A 12,499-nucleotide genomic window follows, 5' to 3' on the forward strand; every position below is an offset into this window, starting at 1 on the left:
AACGTCACTCGGTTTGTTCGGGTTCTTTTGCAAAAACAGTTTTTTGGTACGCGTTGTAAGAAAGCAATCTGTTTTTAATGGTATTGAATTCATTGCCAAGAACGGATTGAGGTGATTTTTCTTGTGGATCGTCTTCGAGATTATATTTTGTCATGGTGTCAGGGCTGTATTCATATATGTATTTGCGGGGATGCTCAACGAGTGCTGATGACAACTCGTCAAAAAAAGTCGACATGAAAAATACTCGCTTCCCTTGTTCTCTCAACAAACTGACGCCTTGTATGTTGAGAGAGGAATCAGTCACTCCAAAAAAGTCAGCGATTGTTGGTACGATGTCAGTCTGGTGGCTTGTCGTTGATGTGTTCTTGGATAATACCTTGCCATTTGCCCAGAATATTAAAGGCACCGCGACTTCCTCTTCGTGCATGGAAGAGTTGTGAATAAACAGCCCGTGCTCCCCAAAAGATTCTCCATGATCACCAACAAACACAAATAACGTTGAGTTCAAGATGCCTGATGTGTCGAATTTATCCAGCATTTCACCTATCAGGGTGTCTGTTTTCATTATGCATTCTTCGTATTTTTCTATCGTTGTTTGTGAGGTTGAATGGGGCGTGCAGTTGTAGGGGTAATGCGCTGCGAATGGAAAATACAGCGCAATGAATCCTTTGCCTTTATGGGTGATGTCTTTCAGGTGCGAAACACTTGACGAGAATAGATGTTCATCACTTTCTCCGAAGCTGCTTTGGTGGTGATTTTTAACTGGGCTGATATCAGAAACTACATACGCGTTCGGTACGCCTACAGATTTTAAAAAACCATCCATATTTTCAAACTGTAGGGATAATGAGCTGAATGCGACGGCTTCCATGTCTTTTTTATTTTTTAATTCATGAATTATGCTGGGTTGATGCAGTTTCATCGCCTCTTTTATTTCGATATCCGGGTATGCATGCAGTCCGGTAAGTATTGAGTAATAACCTTTGGACGAATGTGGGACGGACACATACGATTTGGAAAGCATTCCTTCCCGGGAAAGTTTTGCAAATACGGGGTATTTTTCACCAGTGTTTACACCGGCACCAAAAATACTGTTCCATCGGACCGATTCCAGGACAATCACTACCAGGTTGTTAAAGTCTGGAGTGGGCTGGGGGTTTAGCTTTTGAATCTCGTTGATTGCTGATAGAGGGTAAGCTGGTTGTTCGAATTCCAGTTGGGTTACAGCTTGAGTGGAATTTAAAGAGATGATGCTTTTAAAAGCAGCAATCAAAGGGTTTGTGAAAATATTTGTATTCAGGTCGTAGCGAGCGTCTTTCGTAAAAATTGACCACAAAAACAGGGTTGCCAGGAATGATATAAACAGTGTCTTGTGTTTGGTGTTCTCTTCTATGATTGTTTTTTGATGTTTGTGTGTTTTATAGGTGGCCAATCCAACTAGAAGCCAGGTTGTCAGGTAAGCAAGGAAGAGGATAAATACAATGAATCGAAAGGTTAATCCAAAGCCAGAGATCTGGTTGAAAAATATTTCTGCTCCTGAGATTAAATCACTGGCATTTTGCAAGCTGTAATTTATTAGTGAAAAATCCAAAGGCTTGAGCCATAGTTCTCGAACCCTCATATCCAATAGAAGGCATAACAAGATAACCCCTGAGGCAATACTCAGCACGTAAAAATAGAATTTATTCTTGCTTAGTGTGCTTGTTATTATCAGGTATATGATCGCGCAAAGGATCAGGTCTTGTAACAGAAACAAAAAAATACTGGACACCCCGGTATCAATCCATCTCTTGGAAAAAAACTCTATCAAAATAATTTTTGGTACAAGAAAAAGAGAAACAGCGAGAAGAGCGGTTATGTTTAGTAAATAGGCTCTTTTCCACATATCGTTCTGCCCCTGAGTTCGTAGAACACGTGCAACGTCGAAACGAGGGGCAGGCAGGAAGTCAGTACCGGCAGGTTCCTCATGACATCAACTTAAGCACCCAGTCTTTGTTTGGGCAAGAAAACCCGGAATTTGAGTGAGCAGTGGTATCGGGGCTCGCATCGGCCCTTACGAAGGGCTTGGGCCCGAGCCAGATTTTTTCGCCTTTTGCGTCGAGACGCATCATGAGGGGGCTCGCGCAACCATTCGTTTAATCAATAACCACCATCAATAAACGCAAGTTCTGTTTTTCCGGCAACGGAGGAGGATAGCCACATACCGAATTCGCCTCCGAAGGAACCTGCGCGATGAGAATCTCTACCTTGCTGGCCCTTGTCGCCGTATTGACTGGCAGCGCTGCCGCCACCGTACCGGCCTACGCCGCTGACCAGACCTGCCACTTCTTGCCGGTCGCCGACAGCGCAGCCAGCCTGAAGCCAGCCCAAACGGTGGGCGTGCTGTACAGCGAAAACACCTTAAACACCCTCGAATACCTTGAGCAGTACCACTCGGTTGCGCTGAACGGCGCGAAGAACCCGGCGCTGGATTCACGCATCAGCAACGCTTTCGTAAAAAGCTCCGATCCAAAACTGGCAATCAACTGGCTGATGGGGTCGTTGCACAAGGAATTTGCCTCGGTGACCGTCTACGACAACCTCGATGCCGTAGTGCAAGCGCACCCGGACGTGGTGGTGATGCTGGACACCTACAGCCGTCTGGTGTCGAAGCGCAACAACCAGGTTGAAGCGCGGTTCATGGCGAAATTCTACGACTCGAACCTGCAATACATCGGCAAGGCCGAAGGCGCCCGCGCACAACAACTGTCTTCGGTGTGGGTGCATGGCAAGGCAGCGCCGGAAATCGCCGCGCAGATCGACCAGCAAACCGAGCTGCAAGTGAACGCGTTGAAACAGTTCGACGCCTCGCTGAAGGCGCTGGTGACTTCGGGCACTGTGGCGCAAGTCGCGAGCAACTGACGGTTGTCCATCGCCGCGCCGATTGTGTTTGCGCCTGGGTTTGGCTAATCTCGCACAAACCCGCAAACTCAGGCGTAAACATGCATGATCATTCGGCGGCCGAGCTTCCTCAATTGCGCCGGCAAAAAATCCTCCTGATCCTCGAGCGTGACGGCAAGGTCATGGCTTCCGAGTTGAGCCAGCATTTCGCAGTCTCCGAAGACACCATCCGCCGCGATCTGTCGGAACTGGCCACGGCCGGTCTGGTGCAGCGCGTACACGGCGGGGCGCTGCCTCGGCCCAAGGATACGGGCAAGGACTACTTTACCCGGGTCAGCGAAACCGATGAGGTGAAAACCCGCTTGGCGCAGCTCGCGGCAGGCCGGGTGGAGAATGGCCAGATCGTGATGTTCGATTCCGGCAGCACCACGCTGCAGATCGCGCGTTCGTTGCCGTCGGACATTTCCATCACGGCGATCACGACCTCGCCAATGACCGCAATTACCCTCGCCGAATACAAAGGCATCAAAGTGATTCTGGCGGGTGGGCAACTCAACCTGGCGACGATGTCGGTCAGCGGTCACGAGACCGTGCGCCTGCTGCAGGGCATCAAGGCCGACGTGCTGTTCACCGGGGTCTGCGCGATTCACCCGGAAGTCGGCATCAGCTCACTGCATTTCGACGAGGTGCCCGTGAAACAGGCGCTGATAGACAGTGCTTCGCAAGTGATCGCCGTCACCACAGCGGACAAACTGGGCGCGGTGGAGCCGTTCGTGGTCGCGCCGTGCAACCGCATTCATACACTGATCACTGAGCGTCATGTGGCGTCGGGCGATGTCGGGGATTATCGGAAACTGGGGATTGAGGTGGTTCAGGCGGACACCTGATGACGACACAACGCCACCATTCTCAGCCGCCAGTGACCGGTGGGAAAAAGGCGATCTCGTCAAAGTCTTCGACGGCCTGATCCAGTCGGCACAAGTCCTGGTTCACCGCACACATCAGGTTGATCTCACTGAAAATGTCTGCCCAGACACCGCCGCGCGCGATCAGCCGTTGGCGGATGTCATCGACAGTGTTGAGCGAAGCATCCAGCAGCAGTTTTTCACCGCCAAGGTTCAACTGCTCGCGATAGCGTGCGAAGTAACTGACAAGAATCATTGCGCGTCCTCCAGATTGAATTGCCCTGACCGGCCGCCCTGTTTGCTGAGCAAACGGATGTCGCCAATGACCATGCCGCGGTCGACGGCTTTGCACATGTCGTAGATGGTCAGCGCGGCGACGCTGGCGGCGGTCAGCGCTTCAAGCTCTACGCCTGTCTGGCCTTCGAGGCGGCAGGTGCTGACGATTTTCACGCTGTCGGGCTCGCAGACCTTGAGTTCGATTTGAATCGAACTGAGCAACAAGGCATGGCATAGCGGAATCAGTTCATGGGTTTTTTTCGCCGCCATGATGCCGGCGATGCGGGCGACAGCGAACACATCCCCCTTGGGGTGCCCATCCGTCTGAATCAGCTTCAAGGTCTCCGGACGCATGCGCACCCACGCCTGAGCCTTGGCTTCGCGTTGGGTCAGCGACTTGTCACTGACGTCGACCATGTTCGCGCGGCCTTGGTTGTCGATATGCGTCAATCGGTCGGGTGGGGTATTCAGAAGGTCTGTCATGAGCGACACACCTGATCGAAATGCGGTTGCGGCACGGGTGTGTTTTCGTCCGTTAGTTCAGTGGTTTGTTCAACTTTGCACAACATGATTAAAACCCGCAGCACTGGATTAAGTTCAGGCTACGGATATTCAATTATGGCGTCCAATCGCTTGTTCTGATCCCGTGATTGGTGCTGTCGATCAACGCGTGCGCAAGTTGTTTATCAGGCTACTCATGAACATCAATTAGTTACGTTGAATAACAACCGAGCTTCGGCAAAACATTTCTCGGCGATGGCCGAGCGCGGTTCGGTTTTGCGCATGACCAGGCCCAGCGGCGCGAGAACGCTGGCATCTGGCAGGTCGATGAACGCCAGGTTTTCGATCGGCTCTTCCAGCCCGCTGTGCAGCGGCATGATCGAGCAGCAGAAGCCTTCGTGAATCGCCTGGAGCAACTGGTAGGTCGAGTCGCTTTCCAGGATCGGCTGCGGGTTGAGTCCACGACTGCGGAAGCTCAGGTCGATGGATTTGCGGTAGTGCATGCCATTGCTGATCATCCCCAGCGGCAGTTCGGCGGCGTCCTCCCAGCTCATTTCAGTGCCTTCGAAATGGAAGTGACGCGTGTCGTACAGCAGGCCGACGCGTGTCTCGCCGATTTCGAAAAACTCGAAATAATTGGGATTCACGTGATCCAGGTAGCAGACGCCCAAGTCCAGTTGGTTGTTGCCAAGGCCTTCGATGATCTGGTCCGAGCTCATCGAGGACAGGCTGAACTTGAGCTCGGGAAAGCTGTGGGAAAGGCCCTTGATGTAGCTGACCGGATTGAAACTGCTGAGCGGCACCAGGCCCATTCGCAGGTTGCCGACCAGTTGGCCACGGCAGGCGGCCGCTTCGGCGAACAGCCCGTCATGGGCCGCCAGCAGCGTCCTGGCCCACGCCAGCACGCGCTCGCCAGCCTCGGTAAAACCTTCAAAACGCTGGCCGCGTTTGACCAGCACCAGGTCCAGTTCATCCTCCAGATTACGCAGACGCATGGACAGGGTGGGCTGGGTGATGTGGCAACGCGCGGCGGCTTGCCCGAAGTGACGGGTCTGCTCCAGTGCAATCAGAAACTTGAGTTGTTTGATGTCCACGATGGCACCTGCCGAGAGGGAATGGGGTGTAAGTAGTAGCGTAGGTGCGAAGGGCGCACAGGCTTGGCAGTTAACGTTATGAGCAGACGATCTCACCGTCTCTGTGTTCAGTCCAATCAGTAATGTTTAATGAGTCATCGGCGGGCTCTATCAATGAAGTAAACAATAGTCGAGATGCGTGATAGAGGCGCTCGATAAGTTGGTTGGTTAGAGTGATTAGACAGTGGTTGTATAAGCACTTTAGTCTCTGAAAGTTATTTAATTAATGCCTGCCGGAGAACCTTATGAGTGTGAAATCGGATGCACTGTTTGTCCCTTTGAATATTGCCGTGCTGACCGTCAGCGATACCCGGGAATATGCCAACGACACGTCAGGGCAATTGCTGGTCAGTCGTTTGCTGGAAGCCGGCCACACCCTCAGCGAGCGCAATCTGTTGAAGGACGACCTGTACAAGATTCGCGCCCAGGTGGCGACCTGGATCGCCGATGAAGGGATTCAAGTGGTGCTGATTACCGGCGGCACCGGCTTCACGGGCCGCGACAGTACGCCCGAGGCAGTTGCGTGTTTGCTGGACAAACAGATTGACGGTTTTGGTGAGTTGTTCCGGGCAATCTCCATTCTCGACATCGGCACGTCCACAGTACAGAGTCGGGCATTGGCCGGGCTGGCCAACGGGACGCTGGTGTGCTGCCTGCCGGGGTCGACCGGTGCCTGCCGAACCGCGTGGGAAGGCATCCTTGCCGAGCAGCTGGACGCACGTCACAGGCCATGCAACTTCGTACCGCACCTCAAACCGGTGCAGGCGTGCGGGCCTCGGGGATGACTTCATCAGCGCTGATGCCCGTGGAGGAAGCCATTGCCAGACTGCTGGCGATGGCCGAGGCGCAACGACTGCATGACAGCGAGCCGGTCCAGCTGAATGCGGCCCGGCACCGCGTGCTGGCCAATGATCTGGTGGCTGATCTGGACCTTCCGCAGTGGCCCAATAGCGCCATGGATGGTTATGCGTTGAATGTTCACGGCTGGAGCGGGCAACCTTTAGCCGTGTCGCAACAGATTTTTGCCGGCCGCGCCCCCGACGCCTTGTTGCCGGGAACCTGCGCTCGAACCTTCACCGGTGCGCCTGTGCCGGAGGGCGCCAACTGCGTTGAGATGCAAGAGAACGTCGAGGTTCTGGCGGACGGTCAGATACGCTTCAAGCAGCCGTTGACGGCGGGCCAGAATATTCGACCGCAAGGCCAGGAGAATCGGGTGGGCCAGGTTTTGTTGCTGGCGGGTACACGGTTGGGACCGTTCGAACTGGCGGTGGCCGCGGCTCAGGGCATGACCCATGTCGATGTGGTGCGACGGCCACGGGTCGCGCTGCTTTCCACCGGCGATGAACTGGTGGAACCAGGCACGCCGCTGAAGCCCGGCGGCATTTACAACAGCAACCGGACGTTGTTGAGCCACTGGCTGGAAGCACTGGGCTGCGAGGTCATTGATGCCGGGATTCTCCCTGACCAGTCACGGCAGACCCGGCTCAAGCTTGAACAGTTGCAGCACGCCGCCGATTTGATTCTGACGACTGGCGGCGTGTCCGCCGGTGATGCCGACTGCCTTGGGCAAGTGTTGCGCGAATGCGGCCGGCCGCTGTTGTGGAAGCTGTCGATCAAACCGGGCAAACCACTGACCGTCGGCCATTTTGGCACGGTGCCGGTGATCGGCCTGCCAGGCAACCCGACTTCGGCGCTGGTGACCTTCGGGTTATTGGCCCGGGCCTACCTGCTGCGGATTCAGGGTGTGGAAGACGTCACGCCATTGAGCTTTGCGGTGAGCGCCGGGTTCGACTGGCCGAAGGCCGGAAGCCGGCAGGAGTACCTGCGGGTCAAACTGGAAGCAGGCCGTACCGTGCTCTATCCGAACCAGAGTTCAGGCGTGTTGCTGGGCGCGTCATGGGCGGATGGACTGGCTGAGATTGCGCAAGGTTGCACGCTGAAGGTCGGTGATCCGGTGCGGTTCATCCCCTTCAGCGAATTGTTCTAGAGCGAGTCGCCCCCCCCTCACCGCTGGGTGAGGGGAGCGTCTCGATCACTCAAGCACGAAATCAACGGGCTCCAGCACCGGAGGAAGCTGCGTCACCCCAAGCGCCGACAGGACATCACGTTCGATGATGCGCACCAAGGCATCGGTGGGCAGGTCATTTTCGTCACGACCGAACGGGTCTTCCAGCTCATCGCCGATCGCATCCAGACCGAAAAACGTGTAGCTGACAATGGCCGTGAAAATCGGTGTCAGCCAGCCCAACGGTTCGGCCATGGCAAAGGGTAGCAGGATGCAGAAAAGGTAGATGGTCCTGTGCAGCAACAGCGTGTAGGGAAACGGCAGTGGTGTGTGTTTGATCCGTTCGCAAACGGCCTGGGCCTGGGTCAGGCGGGTCAAATGACTGGCCATGAGCGTATAGCGCCATTCACTGATTGCGCCCGATTCGCTGAGCGTCGAACACTGCTGAGCGACTTGAAGCAAAATTTGCCCACTCAAGTCGGCGGCATTGTTCCTGGGTATCGGGTCGAGCCAGTCACCGCTGGCCGCCAGTTCGTTCTCCGAGCGCAGTTTCGCGTTGAGCGCATGGGCGAAGCCGCACAGGTTGCTGAGGATTTTGTGCCGTTCGCCGGCGTCCTTGACGATCTGGGTTTCGCGAATCATCGAACGAATGTCGACGATCACATCCCCCCACGCCTTGCGTGCTTCATACCAGCGGTCATAGCAGGCGTTGTTGCGAAAGCTCATGAAGATCGACAGCGACAAACCCAACAGGGTGAATGGCGTTGCACTGACCTTGGAGAAATAAGTGGGGTGCAGGGTTTCGATCAGCACGATGGCCGAGGCGAGCAACGTCACCATCAGGCTGCGCCAGGCAATGCGTTTGGCGATCGAACCCTTGAGTGAAGTCAGGACGCCGATCAGGTTGGGTTTGGGCCTCACGATCATGGTTTTCAGCCGCCCGTCATGTTCATGAAGCGAACCACCTGGACGTCATCGTTCACTTCGAAATTGTGCCGATAAGGCTTGAGCTTCATCGCCTCGATAATGGCTTTTTCCAGGCGTTCGGGCTGGCCGGGATGGGCGCGCAACACCGCCTTGAGATCGACGGAATGCTCGTTGCCCAGGCACAGCAGCAGTCGACCTTCCACGGTCAGCCGCACTCGGTTGCAGGTGCCGCAAAAGTTGTGGCTATGGGGGGAAATGAACCCCAGGCGAATCTGCGGTGCCTCGGCCAGACGCCAGTAGCGGGAAGGGCCTTGGGTCGACTCGGCGGAGTCAATCAAAGTGTAGCGCTCGGCAATCCGTTCACGTACCTGGGCGCTGGAATAAAACGATTCCGCGCGGCTGTGCTCATGGATGGTGCCCAAGGGCATTTCTTCGATGAATGAAATGTCGAGCTGGCGGTCGATGGCGAAGCTCACCAGATCGTTGATCTCGTGATCGTTGCGGCCCTTCATGACCACGCAGTTGAGTTTGGTGTTGCGAAACCCGACTGCGTTGGCGGCGTCGATGCCTTTGATGACCTGCGCCAGGTCGCCGGTGCGCGTCAGCTCGCGAAAGCGCTGCGGGTCCAGGCAGTCGAGGCTGATGTTCAGTCGCTTGACCCCGGCGTCGAACAACGGCTTGGCCAGTTTGCTCAACTGCGAACCATTGGTGGTCATGCACAATTCGCGCAGGCCGGGCAGGGCAGCGATTCGTTGGCACAGTTGCACCACGCCCGGACGAATCAGCGGTTCGCCGCCGGTCAGGCGGATTTTGCGCGTTCCCAGCGCCACGAAGCTTTCGGCTACCTCGTAGATTTCTTCCAGGGTCAGGATCCGTTGGCGGGGCAGAAACTGCATGTCTTCGGCCATGCAGTACACGCAACGGAAATCACAACGATCGGTGACGGACATCCGTAGATAGTCCACACGCCGGGAGAACCCATCGATCAAGACTCGCTCTGACATGACAGCCTCGCTTGGCGGTTTCGGTGGTAATGACCCGCGCACTTTGTGATGGAAATTCCGTCGTCATCCGGAATGGATTGCGGTCTCGCTATTCTGTAGGAGCCGGCTTGCTGGCGATGGCGTCAGTGAAATCGCCATCGCCAGCAAGCCGGCTCCTACAAATTCGTCACAGTCCCGTTATTGGTCCGTTAATTTGCGACATGGACGGAGGTGTGAAGCGCAGGCTAAGAGCAACTTGATAAGGCGTCCAATCACTATTAATGACCGGGTGATCGATGGGCTCTATGACGAACTTTCTTAAATCGTTAAAGTTGCGGGTCAAATACTCAAGCTATTGATATTTAATGAATAAATCCCGTGATAGATATCTTCGATAATGTGGTCATTAATAGCGATTAGACAATATTTCAACCCCGTTCATATTCTTGCTCCGTACTTTGAAAAGCCTGTGTGCATTGTCACGGAGAAGCATCATGTCTCAAGTCGACCGTTACAAACCTTACAAGGGCGCCGCTGCCGGTTGGGGGGCGCTGATCGCCGTCACCAAAAACTGGCTCGGCAGTGAGAACGCCCTGAAAAACATCCGCGCCATGCTCAAGACCAACCAGAACGGTGGCTTTGACTGCCCGGGTTGCGCCTGGGGGGAGTCGCCGGAAAACGGCATGGTCAAGTTCTGCGAAAACGGCGCCAAGGCAGTCAATTGGGAAGCGACCGGTCGCCTGGTGAACCCGGCTTTTTTCAACAAATACACCGTGTCGACGCTTTCCGAGCAAAGCGATTACTGGCTCGAGTATCAAGGTCGGCTCACCCACCCGATGCGCTACGACGCACAGTCGGACCGTTACGTGGAAACCACCTGGGACGAGGCGTTTGCCCTGATTGCCCGACACCTTAATGCGCTGGAGTCGCCGGATCAGGCCGAGTTCTACACCTCGGGCCGGGCCAGTAACGAGGCAGCTTTTCTGTACCAGTTGTTCGTACGGGCCTACGGCACCAACAATTTCCCGGACTGCTCCAACATGTGCCATGAAGCCAGCGCGGTCAGCATGATCGAAAGCCTGGGCGTGGGCAAAGGCACCGTGGTATTCGATGACCTGGAGCATGCCGACGCGATTTTCGTCATCGGCCAGAACCCCGGCACCAACCATCCGCGGATGCTTGAACCGCTGCGCGAAGCGGTGAAGCGCGGGGCGCAGGTGATTTGCATCAACCCGCTCAAAGAGCGCGGACTGGAGCGCTTCCAACATCCGCAGCACCCGATCGAGATGTTGCTGAACGGCTCCGAGCCGACCAACACCGCCTACTTCCGCCCGGCACTCGGCGGAGACATGGCGGTGATGCGCGGCATGGTCAAATTCCTCCTGCAGTGGGAGCGCGAAGCCCAGGCCAGCGGTGGTGAACCGGTGTTTGACCACGCCTTCATCGCTGAACATACCTCGGGGTTGGATACTTACCTGGCCGAAGTCGATGCCACCAACTGGGCGCACATCGAGGAACAGTCCGGCATGAGCCTGGCGGATATCGAACTCGCCGCGCGCATGTACGCCAAAGCCAACGCCGTGATCATGTGCTGGGCGATGGGCCTGACCCAGCACACGCACTCGGTGCCGATGCTGCAGGAAGTCATCAACCTGATGCTGCTGCGCGGCAACGTGGGCCGTCCCGGTGCCGGCCTGTCGCCGGTGCGCGGTCACAGTAACGTGCAAGGCGACCGAACCATGGGCATCAACGAACTGGCGCCGGTCGAGCTGCTGGATGCACTGGAAAAACGCTTTTCGTTCAAGCCGCCGCGCGAACACGGCCACAACACCGTGATGGCGATCTCGGCGATGGAGCAGGGCCGTTCGAAAGTGTTTATCGCCCTGGGCGGCAACTTCGCTCAAGCCACGCCGGACACCCCGCGCACTCACGATGCTCTGCGCAAATGCGACCTCACCGTGCACATCGCCACCAAACTCAACCGCAGCCATTTGGTGACCGGACAGGAAGCGCTGATTTTGCCGTGCCTGGGTCGCACCGACATCGACCTGCAGGCCGAGGGACCGCAAGGCGTCACCGTGGAAGACACCTTCAGCATGATCCACATCTCCCATGGCCAGCTGAAACCCAAGTCGGCGCACCTGCGTTCGGAGCCGGCGATCATTGCCGGGATCGCTGCCGCCACGTTGGGCAAGCATCCGATCGACTGGAACTGGGCCATCGGTGACTACGGTCGCATCCGCAACATGATTGCCGACACCATCCCGGGCTTCGAAGACTTCAATCGACGGTTGCTGCATCCGGGCGGTTTCCACATGCCGAACACCGCTTCGAATCGTGTCTGGAAAACCGCGACCGGCAAAGCGCAGTTCACCCCGAGTGCGTTGCCGGCGCATTTGATCAGCGAAGGTGTGCGCAACCTGGCAGAGAAACCGGATCTGATCCTGCAAACCATGCGCTCCCACGATCAATACAACACCACGCTGTACGGTCTGGATGATCGCTATCGCGGGGTTTACGGCATGCGCGACGTGGTGTTCGTCAACGAGCAGGACATCCGCAAACTCGGTTTCGAGCCGGGGCAGAAGGTCGATCTGGTGTCGCTCTGGGACGACGACCGCGAGCGTCGTGTCAGCGGCTTTACCCTGATCGCTTACGACATTCCGCCGGGGCAAGCCGCGGCTTACTACCCGGAAACCAATCCATTGGTTCCGCTGGAAAGCTACGGTGACCGTACGTTCACGCCGACCTCCAAGTTCGTCGCCATCCGGCTCGAACAGGCAGGCGCCAGCAACGTGATCATGTCTTCCATCGCGTAGTTCAAACCGGAGCGGCGCTCCGGTTTCACCCTTTCGACATTAGTTGGCTGTGGGCCGCAAGGCCCGACGG

11 protein-coding genes are annotated in these 12,499 nt (G+C 56.1%); 5 read left to right on the plus strand and 6 right to left on the minus strand.

Features of this window, described 5'->3' with window-relative positions; all coding sequences use genetic code 11:
• Positions 1–4 precede the first annotated feature (4 nt).
• Positions 5–1,885, minus strand: a complete 1,881-nt coding sequence (locus FBY04_RS13080; RefSeq protein WP_145315475.1) for an LTA synthase family protein — start codon at positions 1,883–1,885, stop codon at positions 5–7.
• A gap of 347 nt (positions 1,886–2,232) precedes the next feature.
• Here FBY04_RS13080 and FBY04_RS13085 point away from each other — a divergent pair, with 347 nt between their 5' ends.
• Positions 2,233–2,901, plus strand: a complete 669-nt coding sequence (locus tag FBY04_RS13085) for an ATPase (RefSeq protein WP_084321664.1) — start codon at positions 2,233–2,235, stop codon at positions 2,899–2,901.
• Between the two features lie 80 nt (positions 2,902–2,981).
• Positions 2,982–3,767 (plus strand): DeoR/GlpR family DNA-binding transcription regulator, encoded by a 786-nt coding sequence (locus FBY04_RS13090; RefSeq protein WP_084321665.1) that lies wholly within the window; start codon positions 2,982–2,984, stop codon positions 3,765–3,767.
• A 22-nt stretch (positions 3,768–3,789) separates the two neighbouring features.
• On the opposite strand, the gene FBY04_RS13095 is transcribed toward FBY04_RS13090, so the two are convergent.
• The 3 genes from FBY04_RS13095 to FBY04_RS13105 form a co-directional block, all read right to left on the minus strand.
• Complete coding sequence (locus FBY04_RS13095; RefSeq protein ID WP_084321666.1) at positions 3,790–4,041, minus strand: MoaD/ThiS family protein; 252 nt, start codon at positions 4,039–4,041, stop codon at positions 3,790–3,792.
• Positions 4,038–4,544 (minus strand): cyclic pyranopterin monophosphate synthase MoaC, encoded by a 507-nt coding sequence (gene moaC, locus FBY04_RS13100; RefSeq protein WP_084321667.1) that lies wholly within the window; start codon positions 4,542–4,544, stop codon positions 4,038–4,040. Before moaC ends, FBY04_RS13095 begins: the two co-directional genes overlap by 4 nt.
• Positions 4,545–4,765: 221 nt before the next feature.
• Positions 4,766–5,656 (minus strand): LysR family transcriptional regulator, encoded by an 891-nt coding sequence (locus FBY04_RS13105; RefSeq protein ID WP_084321668.1) that lies wholly within the window; start codon positions 5,654–5,656, stop codon positions 4,766–4,768.
• A gap of 284 nt (positions 5,657–5,940) precedes the next feature.
• Between FBY04_RS13105 and moaB the strand changes: the two genes are divergently transcribed.
• Together moaB and glp are read left to right on the plus strand one after the other, a co-directional pair.
• Entirely contained in the window at positions 5,941–6,480 is a 540-nt protein-coding gene (moaB, locus tag FBY04_RS13110) for a molybdenum cofactor biosynthesis protein B (RefSeq protein WP_084321669.1), read from the plus strand.
• On the plus strand, positions 6,477–7,682 hold the full coding sequence (glp, locus tag FBY04_RS13115) for a gephyrin-like molybdotransferase Glp (RefSeq protein ID WP_145315563.1): 1,206 nt from the start codon (positions 6,477–6,479) through the stop codon (positions 7,680–7,682). The genes moaB and glp overlap by 4 nt, the downstream gene beginning before the upstream one ends.
• A gap of 45 nt (positions 7,683–7,727) precedes the next feature.
• On the opposite strand, the gene FBY04_RS13120 is transcribed toward glp, so the two are convergent.
• Together FBY04_RS13120 and moaA are read right to left on the minus strand one after the other, a co-directional pair.
• The gene (locus tag FBY04_RS13120) at positions 7,728–8,627 is read right to left on the minus strand and encodes a bestrophin family protein (protein ID WP_145315476.1); all 900 of its coding nucleotides are present in this window, start codon (positions 8,625–8,627) and stop codon (positions 7,728–7,730) included.
• A gap of 5 nt (positions 8,628–8,632) precedes the next feature.
• A complete protein-coding gene (moaA, locus tag FBY04_RS13125; protein ID WP_145315477.1) occupies positions 8,633–9,631 on the minus strand; it encodes a GTP 3',8-cyclase MoaA in 999 nt (332 codons plus the stop codon).
• Between the two features lie 473 nt (positions 9,632–10,104).
• Here moaA and FBY04_RS13130 point away from each other — a divergent pair, with 473 nt between their 5' ends.
• Positions 10,105–12,429 (plus strand): FdhF/YdeP family oxidoreductase, encoded by a 2,325-nt coding sequence (locus tag FBY04_RS13130; protein ID WP_084321673.1) that lies wholly within the window; start codon positions 10,105–10,107, stop codon positions 12,427–12,429.
• Positions 12,430–12,499: the final 70 nt, after the last annotated feature.

Origin of the sequence: Pseudomonas sp. SJZ080 (genome assembly GCF_007828295.1) — a bacterium.
GTDB classification, from domain to species: domain Bacteria; phylum Pseudomonadota; class Gammaproteobacteria; order Pseudomonadales; family Pseudomonadaceae; genus Aquipseudomonas; species Aquipseudomonas migulae_A.

What these genes read in the sequence shown, in the direction of transcription:
- moaB (WP_084321669.1), top strand. Translation starts at nt 5,941, where the DNA reads ATGAGTGTGAAATCGGATGCACTGTTTGTCCCTTTGAATATTGCCGTG.
- glp (WP_145315563.1), top strand. Translation starts at nt 6,477, where the DNA reads ATGACTTCATCAGCGCTGATGCCCGTGGAGGAAGCCATTGCCAGACTG.
- moaA (WP_145315477.1), bottom strand. Translation starts at nt 9,631, where the DNA reads ATGTCAGAGCGAGTCTTGATCGATGGGTTCTCCCGGCGTGTGGACTAT.
- FBY04_RS13085 (WP_084321664.1), top strand. Translation starts at nt 2,233, where the DNA reads ATGAGAATCTCTACCTTGCTGGCCCTTGTCGCCGTATTGACTGGCAGC.
- FBY04_RS13120 (WP_145315476.1), bottom strand. Translation starts at nt 8,627, where the DNA reads ATGATCGTGAGGCCCAAACCCAACCTGATCGGCGTCCTGACTTCACTC.
- FBY04_RS13095 (WP_084321666.1), bottom strand. Translation starts at nt 4,041, where the DNA reads ATGATTCTTGTCAGTTACTTCGCACGCTATCGCGAGCAGTTGAACCTT.
- moaC (WP_084321667.1), bottom strand. Translation starts at nt 4,544, where the DNA reads ATGACAGACCTTCTGAATACCCCACCCGACCGATTGACGCATATCGAC.
- FBY04_RS13130 (WP_084321673.1), top strand. Translation starts at nt 10,105, where the DNA reads ATGTCTCAAGTCGACCGTTACAAACCTTACAAGGGCGCCGCTGCCGGT.
- FBY04_RS13080 (WP_145315475.1), bottom strand. Translation starts at nt 1,885, where the DNA reads ATGTGGAAAAGAGCCTATTTACTAAACATAACCGCTCTTCTCGCTGTT.
- FBY04_RS13090 (WP_084321665.1), top strand. Translation starts at nt 2,982, where the DNA reads ATGCATGATCATTCGGCGGCCGAGCTTCCTCAATTGCGCCGGCAAAAA.